This window comes from Amycolatopsis sp. NPDC058986, assembly GCF_042741125.1.
Lineage (GTDB): Bacteria > Actinomycetota > Actinomycetes > Mycobacteriales > Pseudonocardiaceae > Amycolatopsis.
The window spans coordinates 99,044-115,332 of record NZ_JBHYJW010000012.1 but is presented as its reverse complement, the minus strand read 5'-3'; the positions used below and the strand labels follow the sequence as shown (position 1 = coordinate 115,332).

Annotated in this window: 14 protein-coding genes; 5 read left to right on the top strand and 9 right to left on the bottom strand. The window is 71.8% G+C overall.

What is annotated here, in order from left to right; all coding sequences use genetic code 11:
• Window positions 1-5: 5 nt before the first annotated feature.
• A complete protein-coding gene (gene kynU / locus ACFW0G_RS13985) occupies window positions 6-1,244 on the top strand; it encodes a kynureninase (RefSeq protein ID WP_378325516.1) in 1,239 nt (412 codons plus the stop codon).
• Between the two features lie 6 nt (window positions 1,245-1,250).
• Here kynU and ACFW0G_RS13980 read toward each other — a convergent pair whose 3' ends face one another.
• From ACFW0G_RS13980 to ACFW0G_RS13970, 3 genes are read right to left on the bottom strand one after another with little or no spacing between them, the layout of a single operon-like run.
• Window positions 1,251-1,913 carry a winged helix-turn-helix domain-containing protein gene (locus ACFW0G_RS13980; RefSeq protein ID WP_378325515.1) on the bottom strand — a complete coding sequence of 221 codons (663 nt, stop codon included), beginning with the start codon at window positions 1,911-1,913 and terminating at the stop codon, window positions 1,251-1,253.
• 9 nt (window positions 1,914-1,922) lie between these two features.
• On the bottom strand, window positions 1,923-3,569 hold the full coding sequence (locus tag ACFW0G_RS13975) for a right-handed parallel beta-helix repeat-containing protein (RefSeq protein ID WP_378325514.1): 1,647 nt from the start codon (window positions 3,567-3,569) through the stop codon (window positions 1,923-1,925).
• Window positions 3,569-4,258: a LuxR C-terminal-related transcriptional regulator gene (locus tag ACFW0G_RS13970; protein WP_378325513.1), complete on the bottom strand. Its 690-nt coding sequence runs from the start codon at window positions 4,256-4,258 to the stop codon at window positions 3,569-3,571. Before ACFW0G_RS13970 ends, ACFW0G_RS13975 begins: the two co-directional genes overlap by 1 nt.
• A 140-nt stretch (window positions 4,259-4,398) precedes the next feature.
• On the opposite strand from ACFW0G_RS13970, the gene ACFW0G_RS13965 reads away from it, so the two are divergent.
• Window positions 4,399-5,064, top strand: a complete 666-nt coding sequence (locus tag ACFW0G_RS13965; RefSeq protein WP_378325512.1) for a response regulator transcription factor — start codon at window positions 4,399-4,401, stop codon at window positions 5,062-5,064.
• Window positions 5,061-6,311: a sensor histidine kinase gene (locus tag ACFW0G_RS13960; RefSeq protein WP_378325511.1), complete on the top strand. Its 1,251-nt coding sequence runs from the start codon at window positions 5,061-5,063 to the stop codon at window positions 6,309-6,311. The genes ACFW0G_RS13965 and ACFW0G_RS13960 overlap by 4 nt, the downstream gene beginning before the upstream one ends.
• An 88-nt stretch (window positions 6,312-6,399) precedes the next feature.
• Here ACFW0G_RS13960 and ACFW0G_RS13955 read toward each other — a convergent pair whose 3' ends face one another.
• The 5 genes from ACFW0G_RS13955 to eccCa form a co-directional block, all read right to left on the bottom strand.
• On the bottom strand, window positions 6,400-7,614 hold the full coding sequence (locus tag ACFW0G_RS13955) for a hypothetical protein (protein ID WP_378325510.1): 1,215 nt from the start codon (window positions 7,612-7,614) through the stop codon (window positions 6,400-6,402).
• A 14-nt stretch (window positions 7,615-7,628) separates the two neighbouring features.
• A complete protein-coding gene (locus ACFW0G_RS13950; protein WP_378325509.1) occupies window positions 7,629-8,114 on the bottom strand; it encodes a hypothetical protein in 486 nt (161 codons plus the stop codon).
• Between the two features lie 10 nt (window positions 8,115-8,124).
• Complete coding sequence (locus ACFW0G_RS13945; protein WP_378325508.1) at window positions 8,125-9,537, bottom strand: hypothetical protein; 1,413 nt, start codon at window positions 9,535-9,537, stop codon at window positions 8,125-8,127.
• Window positions 9,538-9,540: 3 nt separating this feature from the next.
• Window positions 9,541-9,972 (bottom strand): hypothetical protein, encoded by a 432-nt coding sequence (locus ACFW0G_RS13940; RefSeq protein WP_378325507.1) that lies wholly within the window; start codon window positions 9,970-9,972, stop codon window positions 9,541-9,543.
• Between the two features lie 69 nt (window positions 9,973-10,041).
• Window positions 10,042-14,013, bottom strand: coding sequence for a type VII secretion protein EccCa (eccCa, locus tag ACFW0G_RS13935; protein ID WP_378325506.1), 3,972 nt, complete (start codon window positions 14,011-14,013; stop codon window positions 10,042-10,044).
• A 155-nt stretch (window positions 14,014-14,168) separates the two neighbouring features.
• Between eccCa and ACFW0G_RS13930 the strand changes: the two genes are divergently transcribed.
• Together ACFW0G_RS13930 and ACFW0G_RS13925 are read left to right on the top strand one after the other, a co-directional pair.
• Window positions 14,169-14,519 (top strand): hypothetical protein, encoded by a 351-nt coding sequence (locus ACFW0G_RS13930; protein WP_378325505.1) that lies wholly within the window; start codon window positions 14,169-14,171, stop codon window positions 14,517-14,519.
• 29 nt (window positions 14,520-14,548) lie between these two features.
• Window positions 14,549-14,845: a hypothetical protein gene (locus ACFW0G_RS13925; protein ID WP_378325504.1), complete on the top strand. Its 297-nt coding sequence runs from the start codon at window positions 14,549-14,551 to the stop codon at window positions 14,843-14,845.
• An 89-nt stretch (window positions 14,846-14,934) separates the two neighbouring features.
• Here the strand turns inward: ACFW0G_RS13925 and mycP are convergent, their stop codons facing one another.
• The gene (gene mycP, locus ACFW0G_RS13920) at window positions 14,935-16,215 is read right to left on the bottom strand and encodes a type VII secretion-associated serine protease mycosin (RefSeq protein WP_378325502.1); all 1,281 of its coding nucleotides are present in this window, start codon (window positions 16,213-16,215) and stop codon (window positions 14,935-14,937) included.
• Window positions 16,216-16,289: the final 74 nt, after the last annotated feature.

The following is a 16,289-nucleotide window of genomic DNA, read 5'->3' as shown; positions in this document are numbered from 1 at the left end:
ATCGCATGACCATCACCGACGACTCGCTGGCCGCACTCGACGCGGCCGACCCGCTCGCCGCGTTCCGGGACCGGTTCCGGCTCCCCAGCGACGTCGTCTACCTGGTCGGCAACTCCCTCGGCGCGCTGCCGGAGGCGGCGAGGACGCGGGTCACCGAGGTCGTCGACGAGGAGTGGGGCGACGGGCTCGTCGGCAGCTGGAACACGGCGGGCTGGTTCGACAAACCCCGCACCGCGGGCGAACTGGTCGCCCCGCTGATCGGCGCCGCGCCCGGCCAGGTCGTCGTCTGCGACACGACGTCGCTCAACCTGTACAAGGTGCTCTTCGCCGCGCTCGCGCTGCGGCCTGGGCGCGGTGTCGTGGTGGCCGAAGCCCACGCCTTCCCCACCGACCTCTACATGATCGAAGGGGCACTCGGCACGCAGGAAGGCAAGCAGCTACGGCTGATCGGCCGCGACGCGCCGGACCTCGCGGACGCGCTGGACAGCGACGTCGCGGTGGTGGTGCTGAGCCATGTCGACTACCGCACGAGCGCGCTGGCCGACCTCGCCGAGGCGACCCGCCAGGCGCAGGGGTGCGGTGCGCTGGTCGTCTGGGACCTCTGCCACAGCGTCGGCGCCCTGCCCGTCGAACTCGACGCGGCCGGGGCGGACTTCGCGGTCGGGTGCACGTACAAGTACCTCAACGGCGGCCCGGGATCGCCCGCGTTCGTGTACGTCGCCCGGCGGCACCAGGACACCGCGCGGCAGCCGCTTTCCGGCTGGCACGGGCATCGCGCGCCGTTCGCGTTCACCGTCGGCTACGAACCCGCCGACGGGATCGACCGCTTCCGGACGAGCACGCCGCAGATCCTCTCCTACGCGCCACTGGAAGCCAGCCTCCGGCTGTGGCAGGACGTCGATCTCGGCCAGGTGCGCAGCAAGAGCCTCGCGCTGACGGGGCTTTTCATGGACCTCGTCGAATCCCGGCTCGGCGATGCCGGGGTCGAAGTCGTGACGCCGCGGGACGAGCGGCGCGGCAGCCATGTCGCGCTGCGCCACGAACACAGCTACGGCATCGTCCGCGCGCTCGCCGATCGCGGGGTGCTCGGCGACTTCCGCGCGCCGGACACCATGCGCTTCGGGTTCGCCCCGCTGTACCTGCGCCACGCGGACGTCGGGAACGCCGTCGACGCAATGGAAGAAGCCATCGCGGCGCGGGCATGGGAACGCCCGGAGTACGCGAACCGGCCGACGGTGACCTGAGCGAGCTCAGCTCATCTGGTAGCCGATGCCGCGCACGGTGTGGATCAGCACCGGATCACGGAGCTTGCGCCGCAACCGGGCGATCACGACGTCCAGGACGTTCGACGCGGGATCCGCCGCCTCGTCCCAGGCGTACGAGATCAGCTCGGTGCGCGACACCGGCCGTCCGGCGGCCCGCATCAGCCGTTCCAGGACCAGGTATTCCTTACGGGTCAAGGTGAGCAGCACCCCGGCCCTGGTCACCTGGTGCCTGCCACCGTCCAGTTCGACGTCCGCGCAGCGGAGCACCATCGTCGGCGGCGGCCCGCCCGTGCCGCCGCGGCACAGGCTGCGCACCCTGGCCACCAGCTCCGGCATGGCGAACGGCTTGACCAGGTAGTCGCCCCCGCCCAGCCGCAGCCCGTCGATCCGGTCGGCCACGCTGTCGCGCGCGGTCAGGAACAGCACCGGCACACCCCAGCCCGCGTTCCGCCGCCGATGCACGTACCACAGCGCGTCGCCGGAAGGCAGCATCCGGTCGAACACCGCGCAGTCGTAGGCGTTCACGAACAGCGCCTCGTCGGCCGCGGGCAGATCGGCCGCGGTGTCCACCGCGAGCCCAGCGCCGCGCAGGGCGGCGTCGAGCGCCACCCGCAAGTTGTCGTCGTCCTCGGTCACCAGCACCCGCACACGCGCACGTTAGCGTGCGGCCGCGGCCACCACGTCGGCGACGACCAGAGTGCGCAGTTCCGCGACGGTCGGGACCCGGCCGAGCTGCCGCAACCGCTGCGACTGCGCCTTGCGCACGCCTTCGAACAGCCGGCGCGCGTCGCGTGCGTTGCCGAAGTTCGCCTCCCCGACGATCCGCTCGAAGAACCCGGTCAGCACCGGGTCGGCGGCCCGGTCCAGCTCGTAGTCCCCGGCTTCCACCATCCGGCCGACGATGCCCAGCAGTTCGTCCGGGGTGTAGTTCGCGAACTCGATCGTCTTGCCGAACCGGGACGCGAGACCGGGGTTGGCCGAAAGGAAGTCCGCCATCTCCCCGGTGTAGCCCGCCGCGATCACCGCCACCTCGTCGCGCTGGTCCTCCATCAGCTTGACCAGCGTGTCGATCGCCTCCTGCCCGAAGTCACCACCCGAGCCCGCCGAGCGGGACAGCGTGTAGGCCTCGTCGATGAACAGCACCCCGCCCCGGGATTCCTCGAACACCACCGCGGTCTTCTCCGCGGTGTGCCCGATGTACTGGCCGACCAGATCGCGCCGGGACACCTCGCGGAACTGGCCGCGCGGCAACACCCCCAGTGCCTTCAGCAGCTTGCCGTAGATCCGCGCCACCGTCGTCTTCCCGGTACCGGGCGCCCCGGCGAAGATCAGGTGGTGCCCGGTGGACCCCACGGGCAGCCCTGCCCGGCGGCGCCATTCGTTGACCTGCAGCTCGTCGATCAGCGAGCGCACCTCGGCCTTCACCCCCGGCAGGCCGATCATCGCGTCCAGCTCGGCGAGCAGCTCGTCCAGTTCCTGGCCGCCGGCGCTCGCCGGGTCCGCGCCGCCCGCCACGGTCGTGGTGGCCCCTTCGGCGATCGCGATGCCCGGCTCGGCGGTGTTCTCCACCCGGCACGCGGAAACGCTGCCCCCGCAGCCGGAAGCGAACGCGATCCCGGCGCCTCGCGTGTCGCGGACCGTGCAGTCGCGCAGCTCCGGCGTCCCGTGGTGGGCCACCGCGATGCCCTCGTGGCCGGTGCGCGTGATCTCGCACCGCTCGATGACCGGCCTGCCGTACTGGTAGACGTACACCCCGCGCAGCCCGCAGCCGGTCACCACGCAGTTCCGGAGCACCGGATCGGCCGCCATCCCGACGACGACGCCGTCGCCGGACACGTCCTCGACGGTGGTGTTCTCCAGCGTGCCGGACGCGCCCTCGATGAGGACGCCCTGTTCGCCGGTGGTGATCACACAGCCGGACACCTCGAAGCCCGCCATCCCCCGGATGTCGATCGCCGGGCCCCGCCCGCCGACGACGACGCAGTCGCGCGCGGTGAACGCGACGTCGTGCACGGCGACCGCGGGCGCGTCCCCGGCACGCAGCTCGATCCCGTGCAGGGCAAGGGAACCGCCCCTGGCCTCGAACACCGGCCGGTCCGCGCCGCGGCCGTCGACGAGCACCTTCGCGCCGTCCGCCGCGGTCAGTGTCACGCGGCGGGCGACGAGTTCGAAGACCTCGTGGTAGGTGCCCTCGGCGATGGTGACGACGGCGCCGTCCGGCGCGTCGGCCAGCGCGTCGCCGATCGTCGGGTAGGCGCCGGGCTGGTCCGCGACCACCAGCGTCCGGCCGGATGCGAGGTCCATCAGCCCGCCTTGGCCATCAGCCAGCCGCGGTCGACCGCCTTCGCGCCGGCCTGGAAGCGGCTGCGCGCGCCGAGCCGGTTCATGATGTCGGCGACCATCCGGCCCACCGTGCGGACCGAGATGCCCAGCTGCGCCGCGGCCGACTCGTCGGTGCTGCCGGAACACAGCAGGGCCAGCAGGTCCCGCTCCCGGTCGGTCAGCATCTGCTCGTCGGGGTCCGGCAGCTCGGTCGGCGCGAGCGGCACCGCGGCCTGCCAGATCCGCTCGAACAGCCCTGCCGTCGCGGTGACCACGCCGGGCAGCCGGAACACCGCGACGCCCGTCTGGTTCCCGCTGCCGGTCCGGTCCACCGGCAGCACCACCGACCGGCGGTCGATCACCAGCGCCTCCATCGGGACCTCGGCGTCGGTCCGCACCTGCGCCCCGGCGAGCGACAGCCCGCTCAGCGTGCTCGACAACCGCGCCGAGTCCGGGAACAGCGCCCGGCAACGCACCCCGGCGCGCAGGTTCGCGTGGGCGATCCGGCGGAACTCGCCGATCGGCCCGGAGTTCGCGTCGGCGCTCATGATCAGCACCTCGCTGACCGCTGACGCCACGAGCCCGTCCCATCCGGCCTGTCCACCCGGTACGCCGGGTCCCGGCGCCGGTGCGATGCTCTCGACGAGGCTGAGCCTGCTCGGCTGGTTCATGGCGCATCCCCTCACTTCCCGCCGCCGCCACGGCGACGGCCTGTTCATGCCAGATCTCGCGGATCCGATGGTCTACGCTCGCCGACGCGTTAGCGTTGCCGAGCATGCGCCCACCTTCTCTCCGCGCACATGAGGTTTTGATGACAACGGTGTTGGTCGTCGAGGACGACGAGAATCTGCGGGTCGCCCTGACCGCGCAACTGCGGGCGGCCGGTCTCGACGTCGGCGCCGAAGGCGACATCGTGGGCGCGGACCGGGCGCTGGGCGCCGGGCACTACGACTGCGTGGTGTTCGACCGGATGCTGCCCGACGGGGACGCCATCGGGTACGTCCACACGCGACGCGGGCACGGCTGGCGGACCCCGGTGCTGTTCCTCACCGCGCGCGACGCGCTGGCCGACCGGGTCGCCGGGTTCGAGCACGGCGGCGACGACTACCTGGTCAAGCCGTTCGCGATGGCCGAGCTGACCGAACGCGTGCTCAACCTGTGCCGCCGCGCCGGTGCCGACCGGCCGTCGATGCTGCGGCACGACGACCTGGTGATGGACTGCGCGCGCCGCGAGGTGCGCCGGGCCGGGGTGCTGCTCACCCTGTCGAACAAGGAGTTCGCGGTGCTGGAGTACCTGCTCGTGCGGGCGGGGCACACCGTGGCGCGGGCGGATCTGATCGAGCACTGCTGGGACAGCCAGACCGATCCGATGTCCAATGTGGTCGACGCGGTCGTGAAGCGGTTGCGCCGCAAGCTGCGGGAACCGGAGCTGATCCACGCCGTGCGCGGCCTCGGGTACCGGCTCGGCGCGCTGTGAGCCGCTCCTCGGCCGACGGGCTGCGCAGGCTGCGCTGGGCCCTGACCGCGCTGTTCACCGTGATCAACGCCGTCGGGCTGATCGCGTTCGCCTGGTTCATGATCAGCGAGGACAGCAAGCAGGGCACCGAGAAGATGGACGCCGACCTGCTCCGCGTCACCTCCTCGGTCAGCAGGCTGGTCAGCTTCGACGGCACCATCGGCTTCGACCTCGTCAAGCCCGACGTGCTGAACCGGCAGTGCCCGCAGTTCGCGATCCTGCCCGGCGGCGCGGCCACGTTCGATCCGCACGTGTCCCAGCGGACGTGCGTGCCGATGGACGTCCGGGTGCTCGACGGGCTCGCCACCGACGCCGTGCGCGGCCGCAAAGTCGTGACCGGCTACCAGCAGGGCTCGGGCGGCGAGTTGGTCCAGTTCCGGGCGGAACCGCTGCTCAACCGGACGGGCAAGCCGTTCGCCGCGGTGGTCGCGGTCGCCGACACCCGGCCCGTCGCGGCGGACCACACCCGGTTCGTGCTGCTCGTGGTCGGCAGCTGTGTCCTGCTCGTCGGCGCGCTCGGGTTCGCGGGACACCTGCTGTCCGGGCGGTCGATCCGGCCCGCGGCGGCGGCGTTGCAACAGCAGGAGGTGCTGCTGGCGGAGACCGCGCACGACCTGCGCACGCCGGTGGCCGCCTTGCGCGCGCTCGCCGAGACCGCGATGGCGCATCCGGACCAGCGCGCCGATCTGCTGCCCCGCACGGTCCGGCTGGCCGCCAGGATGGGCGGCATCATCGACGATCTGCTGGTGCGGGCCCGGCTCGCGGCGGGCGTGGAACAGCTGAGCATCCAGCCGGTGTGGCTGGACCAGCTGGTGGTCGGCGTCGTCGAGGACACCGAGCCGGACGGCGCGCAGGTCACCGTCACCGCCGCGCCGACCAAGGTGAACGCCGATCCGGCGCTGGTGCAGCGCGCGATCGGCAACCTTCTGAACAACGCCCTGCGGTACGGGCGGCAGCCGGGCGCGCCCGCGATCGTGCACGTCACCGTCGCCGGGGGCACGGTGACCGTCGCCGACCACGGGCCGGGCATCGACACCACCCTGACCGAAGACGCCTTCGACCGCTTCACCAGCACCGGCGGATCGTCGGGACTGGGACTGTCCATTGTGCGCTGGGTCGCCGAATCACACGGCGGCACGTTGTCGGTGTACAACGCCGACGAGGGCGGCGCGATCTTCGAACTGCGCTTCCCGGTGAGCGCGGCCTGAGTCCGGCAGAGCCCGGTGTCCACAGTGGACGAACCCCGCCTCGTCGCGCGACCGGGCGACGAGGCGGGGCAGGGTCACCGCGAGCCGATCAGTCGCTCGCTTCGATGAGCTCCACAGTGCCGGTGCCCGACTCGCTCAGGCTGTAGGGGCGGTGGGCGAAGCCCTCCTGGCCGGTGCCGCCCGCCCGGCCGCGGAGCGCAGCCGTCACCCCGTCGTTGCCGGTGGCCCGCCGCCGGCCGCCTGCCGACTGGCCGTCCGCGTTCTCGGCGGTGCCGGGGCGCAGGGTTCCCGCGGAGCCGGAGGCCGGGTTGTGCGGCGTCATCGGGGGCACCATCCCGCCCGTGCTGCCCCGGCCCGAACCGGCCGCGGCGCCCGAGGCGACCCCGGAATCCGCGCCGGAGCGCTTCCCCGTCCCTGCCCGCACCGCCGGGATCGCACCGAGCCCGCTGTTCGCCGCGCCGAGGGCCCCGAACGGCAGACCCGACGACGCCGGGGCCGAACCGGCCGGGGACAGGCCCGGCAGCCCACCTGCCGAACCGGCGGCGAGATCACCCGGGGTCAGGGAGCCCGGCCCCAGCCCGGCCAGTGACGGCCCCTGCCAGGACGCCCAGTCCTGCGGATTCCAGCCCACCGCCTGCGTGCCGTCCGAAAGACCGGGAACGTCGGGCAGCTTCGGCAACGTCCCGCCGCCACTACTACTGCCGCCGATCCCCGCCGCCTGCGCGAGGCTCTGCACCTCGGTCAGCAGATTCACGGCCGCGTCGGCGGTCTTGACCGCGTCGGCCGAGGAGATGTTGAAGTTGGGGATGAGATCCGCCGGGTTGGTGGCGCCGGCGGCCTGGCAGACCGACAGCATGACGCCGTCATAGTGCCCGCCCAGCGTGTTCATCGCCATCGCGGAGTTCTGCCAGGCCTGGATGGCCAGACCCCAGGTGAGCGGATTCATCCGCGTCGCCAGGTATTCGTCGAAGAAACCCTGCACGGCCAGCTGCGTCGCGGGCAGTGTGTCGGCCAGTGCGTTCAGCCGCGTCGTCACCTGGGACGCCGCGATCCGGTCGCTCCACATGGTCAGGTCGGCGATCGACCGCCCGACCTTGGCCTCGAAGGAATCCGCGGCCTTGTCCCGCCAGTCCGCCAGCGTCAGGTCACCCGCGTTCCGCCGCAGGTCCGCGGCCGCGGTCTGGCTCCAGGAATGCACTTCCTGCCACATGGCGGCCGCACTGCGGAGCGTGGGAATGTGCGCCTGCTCGGCGCTGATCATCGCGATATGCGCCTCGGGGGGCAGCACGTTGTAGGGAATCACCGGTCATCTCCTCTTCAGACGCTCTTCTGCGCGGGGTGATTCGCCGACGGACCGCCGGACGACGGGGTGCCGGTGGTGCCCGCCTGCTGATCGCCGCCGCCCGGCGTGGTTCCCGTCGCGTCGGTGCCCGGGGTTTTCCCGCCACCACTGCCTCCGGACAGCTGCTTCACGACGCCGAGGCCCTTGTCGGCCAGTTTCACCGTGGAAGTGGCCAGGTCGATGCTGTTGATCAGGTCGGTGGCGCTGTACTTCGCCGCGGCGGCCTTGACCTTCGCGGAAATGGTGGTCATGTCCTCGCTGGTGTTGGCGATGTAGGCGCCGGCCACCCCCGTGGCGGCCTTGTCCAGCACGGCCATCAGAATTCCCTCGATCGTCCCGGCCAATGCGGCCGGTTCGCCCAGCAGCCTGCCGAGCGAGGCAGGTGGCGCGGGCGCCTTCGTGTGCGCGGAGAACGTGGCCATGGCCTCCGGGTTGCCGTTGATGAACGAAGCGTCGGACATCTGCCCCTCCTCAGGTTCGGTAACTGCGTTCGGTGCCGGACGGGCCGACGCGCCAAAGCTCTTCGTCGAGCACTTCGACGGGCTCGCTGGGCACGGCCGGCGGTGGTTTCGGTTTCGGTTTCGGCTTCGTGGCCTTCGCCAGGGCCGGGGTTTCCTTGGTGTTCCTGCCCTTGCCGCCCTGCCCTTCCCGGCCGGACAGGACGACCCCGGCCCCGCTGCCGGGCTTGCGCGAGCGGACGGCGTTGACCTGTTCGGCCGCCCCTGGCCGGATACCGCCGGAAGCCCCGCGCCCCGCGCCGGACTGCGGCGGATACATCGGCGGCATGGCCCCGCTGCTGCCGGTTCCTGCGCCGCCCGTGGTGCCCGAGGCCGCGGGGACGGCCGCGCCCCCGGCGGTCCCGCCGCCGGACGACGGCGGCTGCGCCGGGTTCGTGACCGGGTTGCTGTCGAGACCGCCGAGCCCGGTGGCGCCCCCACCGAGTCCCCCGCCGCCGACTCCCCCACCACCGGCCGACGCCAGCCCGGGAAGTCCCGGATCCGCTTGCGGCACAAGGGAATCGGTGACGGCGGCGGGATCGATGGGGTGATACAGGTCCGCCGGGTCGAACGTGCCGCCGACCGGGTTGGGCACGTTTCCGGTTCCCCCGGACGCGTTCTTGGCGAGGTCGAGCAGCTTGCTCGCCACGTCCACCGCGTTCTTCGCGGTCACGAGCGGGGATTCCGGGGAATTCTCCTTGGTCTTGGTGGGATCGTTGGGGTTGGGAGCGTTCTGCGGGCCGGGGGTCTCCTCGGGGTTCACCGCGTTCGGGTCGGCACCGCCCGAATCCGACACACTGGGCGCCGGGCCCGGCCCTGGGCCCGGAGTGCCGTCCGGTCCGGACGAGGGCACCGCGGCCAGCGGCACCCCGGACAGGGACCTTCCGGTCGCCGCGCGCAGCTTGGCGGCCGCGTCGTGGTACGCCGGGGTCAGCAGGTTCATCACCCAGGCGACCGCGTCCCTGGCGTCGGTCTTGTCCTTGTCCGACGCGTTGGCGGGCAGCGTCTGCACCCGGTCGTCCGCGTAGCGCCGGACGTTGCATATGCCGTCCGCGAGGGACGTGAGCGCCCGGACGATGTCGTCCGTGGTGGCGGTGGTCGCCCACGGCGCCCCCGACTCGGGACGCGTGATCCCGCCGTCGGTCCAGGACCGCGCGACGGCGACCACCTTGCCGACCTCGCTGTCGAAGGTGGTGCCCGCCAGGTCCTTCCAGGACTCGCCGAGAGTGGTCCGGAGGCTCGCCAGCAGCCCGGCCCGCGAGTCCAGCCAGACGCGGCTCGCCTTCCACATCGCGGCGGCGGAAGTGAGCAGCGGGGCGTGCTGCTCCGCTTCCGCGACGATCATGGTGTGGAGTTCGTCGAGGGAGAGGGAACGATAGTCGATCATGGCCTACTCGTTGCCAGGGGACTCGAGGGAGGGCAGGACCCGGGGCAGGCCCTCGCCGGTCATCCCGGCGAAGGCGGTCCGGGTGTAATCGTCGAACGCGGCCCTGGCGATGTCGCGTTGGTTGGCGTCATCGGTGAAGTGGTAGGAGGTTCCGGCCTTGTGCGCGAAAAGACCCAGCGCGCTCGTGGCTTCCTTGAACCGGGTGAGGAACTCGTAGAGCTGGACAGTGGTCTCGTTGTCGGCGGCGAGTACCTCTTCGTGCCCGTTCATCCCGCCACCACACTGCCCGCCGCCCCGGCCGGCGACCTCCTTGGGCAGTGCGTCCCGCGCCAGGCTCACCGCGTTGTCGGCGAACCGCAGCATCGCCTTCGGGATACCGTCCATTTTGTCCGGTGGTGCCATCATGCGCTCCTGACTCGACTCGTCGCTGTCCACTCAAACACCGCGGGGGCGTGGCGGACGGGCGGCGGCAGGAACCCGCCATCCGCCGCCGCGATCCCCGCGCTAGTCCCGTGGCGGCTGCCAGGCCAGCTGCACCAGGCCCTTGTTCCCCCGCCGGTCGACCAGCCAGCCGCGGCCGGGCGGCAGTACCTGGGCACGCATCCCGCCGAGCAGCGGTCCCTCGTCCCGGTCGCCCGACATCATCAGACCGGGCGCGCCGACCTCGCGCAGCCGGTTCAGGAACGGCTCGTACAACCCCTTGCCCGCACCGCCGGAGCGGCGGGCCAGCACGACCCGGAGGCCGATGTCCGAGGCCTGCGCGGCGAGCGGGAGCAGCGGCATCAGCGGATGGTCCTTGTGCGTGGCCACCATGTCGTAGTCGTCGACGAGCACGAAGATTTCCGGCCCCTGCCACCAGTTCCGGGCCCGCAGCTGCTCGGGCGTGATGTCCGGTCCCGGCAGCCGCCGGGAAATCGCCGTGACCACCTCGTTCATCAGGGCGATGCTGTGCGCGTCGTTGGTGCCGGTCCCGAGCAGGTACTCGTCGGGGATCTCGCCGAGCAGTCCACGCCGGTGATCGATGAGCACGATCCTGGCCTGTTCGGGGGTGTGTGCCGCGCAGATGCGGCGGGCCAGTACCCGCAGGAACGAGGTCTTGCCGCATTCGGTGTCGGCCAGCACGAAGAAATGCGGGTCCTTGGCGAAATCCAGCCGCATCGGCGAAAGATCGTGCTCGTGGATGCCGACCGCGAGCCCGGCGCCGGGCCCGGTCCGGACGTCGGCGGCGGGGAGTTCCTCGTGGGGGAGCACCCCGGGGAGCAGCCGCACCGGTGGCGCGGCCTCGCCCGGCCAGGCCCGCGCGATCGCCTCGACCAGGCCGCCGATCCCGTCGGCAAGGTCCCCGGCGCCGGTCACGCCGTCGATGCGCGGCAGGGCGACGAGCATCTGGTGCTTGCTCATCGCGAGTCCCCGGCCGGGGCAGTCCGCGGGCACGCCCATCGCGGCGCGCCGGTCGATGATGGAGTCGATGGGATCGCCGATCTTCAGCTCCAGCCTGCTGGTGAACAGGTCCCGGACGTTCATCCGCAGGTCGAACGAGCGGGAGCAGCCCGCCACCACGTGCACGCCGTAGGCGAGCCCGCGCGCAGCGATGTCGCCGATCAGGTCCTCCTGCTGGTCGAAGTCGTTGCGCAGGGTCAGCCAGCCGTCGATGACGAGGAACACGTCGCCGTGCGGATCGTCGGCGAATTCGCCGGCCGCCTTCCTCGCCCGGTAGGTGACGATGCTGTCGATCTTGTGCTCGGCGAACCGCCGTTCGCGTTGCGCGAGCAGCGTGGCGACCTCGGCGACGGTACGGCGGACCGCGCCGGTGTCCAGCCGGCCCGCGACACCGGCGACATGGGGCAGGCCGTCCAGCGCGGCGAGCGTGCCGCCACCGAAGTCGAGACAGTAGAACTGCGCCTCGCGCGGGGTGTGGGTGAGCGCGAGGCTGAGGATCAGTGTGCGCAGGGCGGTGCTCTTGCCGGTCCGCGGCCCGCCGATCACCACCACGTGGCCCGCCGCCCCGGACAGGTCCAGGGTCAGCGGATCGCGCCGCTGCTCGAACGGCCGGTCCACGATGCCGAGCACCGGACGCAGCGCGCCTGCCAGCTCGGTCGAATTGGCGGTCAGCCCGCGCTCGCGATGGGTGACCAGCTCGGGCAGCAGCTGGTCCAGGGTCGGCGGCTCGTCCAGCGGGGGCAGCCACACCTGGTGCGCGGGCGTGCCCCGGCCGACCAGCTGATCGACCATGATGTCCAGCAGCGTCTCGCCGATCGCGGTGTCGGGATCGGGCACGGGTTCGGCGGCGGTGTCCTCGGCCTCGAGCGCCGGCGCGTGGTAGGCGGTGGTGTATTCGTGCAGTGCCAGATGTTCCGGTGCGCTGACGGACGTGCCGGACCGGCTGATCCGCCGGTGCACACCGGAGACGTAGGCGGAGCGGAACCGCACCATCGACTCCGTGCCGATCTTGAGGAAGCCGTTTCCGGGCGCCCTGGGCAGTTTGAACGCGTCGGGCACGCCCAGCACGGCCCTGCTCTCCATCTCGGAGAAGGTCCGCAGGCCGATCCGGTAGGACAGGTGGCCTTCCAGCCCGCGCAGCCTGCCCTCGTCCAGCCGCTGCGAGGCGAGCAGGAGGTGCACGCCGAGCGAACGGCCCAACCGTCCTATCTGGACGAACATGTCGATGAAATCCGGCTTGGCGGAAAGGAGTTCCGAGAACTCGTCGCAGATCACCACGAGGGTGGGCACCTCGGGCAGCGGCGCGCCCGCCTGACGGGCCTTCTCGTAGTCCCGCAGCGAGGAGAAGTTCCCGGCCGCGCGCAGCAGTTCCTGACGCCGGATCAGCTCGCCGTTGATCGCGTCGGTCATCCGGTCGACGAGATGGAGTTCCTCGGCCAGGTTCGTGATCACCGCGCTCGTGTGCGGCAGCTTGTCCAGCCGGGTGAAGGTCGCGCCGCCCTTGAAGTCGATCAGCGCGAAGTTCAGTGAGCTCGGTGGATGCGTGACCGCGAGCGCCAGCACGAGCGTCCGCAGCAGCTCCGACTTCCCGGAGCCGGTGGCCCCGATCAGCAGACCGTGCGGGCCCATGCCCTCCTGGGCCGACTCCTTCAGGTCGAGGTCGATCGGCGTGCCGTCCTCCTGGATGCCGAACCGGATCCGCAACCGGTCCCGGTTCGGCCGCAGCACCCACGTTTCGTCCGGGTCGAGGTCATAGGGATCGCCCAGTCCCAGCAATTCGGCGAGGCCCAGCTCGGAACTCATCGGCGCGTCCCCCCGGATGCCGGAGCTGAGCCGCAGCGGCGCGAGCTGCCTCGCCAGCCCTTCGGCGGCGACCGGGTCGAAGAAGTCCGCCTCGCCGAGGCGGGTGTTCCCCTCGGCCGTCCGGCTGGACAGGCTGCCGTCGTCGGCCACCTCCAGCACCACCGCGGACCGGTCCAGCGCCCGCGGCGGAGCGGTGGTCAGATCGACCACCGTGACGCCCTCGACGCCGCCGCCGGTCATCAGGTGATCGGATCCGGCGGACATCCCGCCGTCCAGGACGACGACCAGATACGGACCGGGCACGCTGACCTGTTCCGCGGGGTCGAACCGCGGGCGGGCGCCCAGTTCCTCTTCCAGGATCGACTCCAGCGCGGAAATGGACGGGGCGACCAGGCGCAGCGGGCCGAGCGCGTCGGAGCGCACGGGGTGTAGGGCGTGCGGAAGCCACTTCACCCATTCCCAGTCGGCGCGGCGGTCCTCGCTCACACAGACCGCGACGCGCAGATCCTCGGGTGACTGCAGGACGGCCAGCTGGGCCAGCACCGCACGCAGCATGCCCAGCGCGGCCTCGCGGTCCCCCTGAAGATAGACGCGGCTGAACCCGTTGACGGCGATCGCCAGCGGAAGCCCGTCGGCGGTGCTGTAGGTCGTGAGGAACCGGCGCAGCGCCAAGGCGGACAGCGGCTCGAGTTCTTCCAGCGGCAGGGTGTCCGGGGCGACGAGAGTCAGCGCCGGGCCCTGCGCGCCACGGCCGATCCGCGCGACGGCGAAGTCCTCGTCCTCCTTGCGGCGCTCCCACAGCCGGTAACTCGCCACGAGCGACCACAACGCCGTGGGCTCCGGATGCAGGTAGTCCAGGGCCGCGCGCTGACGGCGCACCGCCCGGCGGAGCCGCAACCGGTGCTGGGACAGGTGCCGCAGGTACTTGCGCCGCGCCTGCCCCATTTCGCGTTTGCTCGGGCCACCGCCCTGCAGGACGCCGACGGCGATCATCCCGAGCATCCCGACACCCATCAGCCCGTAGACCGCGAACCGCGCGGCGCCGGCCATGCCGCCCGAATACAGCAGCACGGTCGACGCCATCATCGCGACCATCGGCAGCACCATGAACACCTGCGCCCACTGCCGCCCCGGCGGGGCCGGGATCGCGGGCGGTGGTTGCAGGATCAGTTCGCCGGCGGGCATTTCCGGGGCCTGCTTCCGGGCGGGCCGCTTGACCAGGACAGTCGCCATGCCCACATCGTCGGTCACGCGGGAGCGGAGCCGGCCCTCGTGGCAGGAACGTGCCGTGCGGCCGGATCGGCCGTCCCGGCGAACTAGCGTCGGCGGGGTGAGGACGCGCCCCGGCCTGCCGGAAAGCGCCTCACGGTAACGGAACGGAGGGTGGTATGTCAGGTTTCGACTTCATCAACGGTGATCCCGACCAGATGCGCCGGGTCGCCGACAACTGGCGTCAGCACTGCGAGGACGTCGCGGGCCGGAACGCCCGCCTCAACGGTGGCAACACCGGCCTGGAGGCGGTGTGGAAGGGCCAGGGTGGCCGCATGTTCCAGGGCATCGAACCGGAGAGGTTCAGCCAGAACAAGGGGCTGACCACCACTGGGGACAGCCTGGCCGACACCATGGTGTCCTCGGCGACCCGGTACTTCGAGAACGATTCCGAAAACGGCCGCACGCTCGCCTCGGCCGGGGACTTCCACATCGACAGCGGGGCGATCAGCGCCGCCATGAACGTCTGATCGGTTCTCAGTAAGGAAAGGAGACAAACGTGTCCAACGACCAGATCCTGATGCATTTCGAACCGGTGCTGGGCCAGGTCGAGGAAATGCAGAAGACCGGCGGCCTCGACAGCGGGTCGTTCACCGACGTGTACCAGCACGCCAAGGACGCCAACGCGTCCTTCTTCTCCGACGGCAACGGGGAGGCGATGGTGGCGCGGCAGGGTGTGTACCACAAAGCCGCGAACGAATACCTCGACCAGGTCTCCCTGCTCAGCGGGAAGACCGCGGACTCGGTGTACCGTTCGCAGGACTGCGTGCAGGGTTGCGCGGCCACGTGGACGTGATCGGCGATTCCTCCCGCTGACAGCGCGCCCCGCACGATCGCGGGGCGCGCTTTCCTTTCTTTGTCCATTCTGGACTAGTCTATTGAGGACTAGGGGAACAGTGAAACCTGTTCGGGCGCCTCGGTTCCGGCGGGGTCGACGGGCACGGCCGGTGCCTGCGCGGGCCGCCACCCTCGCCGGCGGCCACGGCGCACGACGGCGACGGCCATGGCCACCAGCACCATCGCCCCGATCACCCCGGCCGCCAGCCACAACGCGGCGGACGTCGTGTCGCGCTCCCGCGCGGCGCGCGCCAGCGCGGCGTGATCCGCCGGCGCCGGGTGGTAGGCCGGAAGACCCGCCGCCGGGGCGAAGTCCGTCCCGTCGGTGACCGCGCGGTACGGGTTCACCAGGCCCGCCCCGTAGGCAGCACTCGCCTGACCGCCCCGGGCGGGACTGGCAGTGGCCTTCAACCGCCGAACGACCTCCGCGGCGGACAACCGCGGCCAGGCGGCTCGCACCAGCGCCGCCGTCCCCGCGACGAAGGGCGTCGCGAAACTGGTGCCGTCCACGTAGGCGTGACCGTCCACTCGCGTCGCGGCCAGCACCTTCGCGCCCGGCGCGACAAGGCCGACGTACGGCCCGATCTGGGAGGTGGACATCCGTGCCCCGTTGATGTCCACCGCGCCCACGCCGAGCACGCCGGGATAGGCGGCGGGATACGAGGGCAGTTCCGTCGCCATGCCCTGCTGCGCATTGCCCGCCGCCGCCACCACGACGACGTCGCGAGCCACCGCGTAGGCCACGGCGTCCCGGATGGCGGGGAAGTCCGCGGTGCCGGACAGGGAAAGGTTGAGTACCCGCGCGCCCTGGTCGACCGCGTAGCGGATGCCGTCGCCGATCGACTGGGGGCTGATCCGCAGGGACTCGCCCCGGTCCCCGATCTCGCGGTCGCTGACCCGCACCGGCAGGATCACCGCGTCCGGGGCCACGCCGTGGAAACCGACGCCCGGCAGGGCACCGCCCGCGATGATGCTCGCCACGGCGGTGCCGTGGGAATCGCAGTCGAAGTTGCCCGGCAGGTTCCGCGCCGCCACGAAATCCCGGCCGGGGAGCACCTTGCCGGGCTGCCGCAACTGCGGATGGCCGGCGTCCACTCCGGAATCGACCACGGCCACCGGCACCCCTCCCCCGCGGCTGTGCGGCCAGGCCGCCTCGGGCGCGAGCATCTGCTGCGCCCAGGGCTGGGCCGCGATCTCGGGATGCGCCGGTTGGGCGTCGTTACAGGCTCCCGCCGGGGGCGCCGCCCGTGCCGGGCCCCCGCCGAGGGCGAACTGGAGCGTCGCCATCGCGACGACGGTGAGGATCGAGGCCGGACGGTGTCGGTTCACCCTCGCGATACTGCGGCAGTCCCGTCCCGGTGACCGCGGCGTGGCAGCAACAGGTCATCCGGCGGACCGGGACC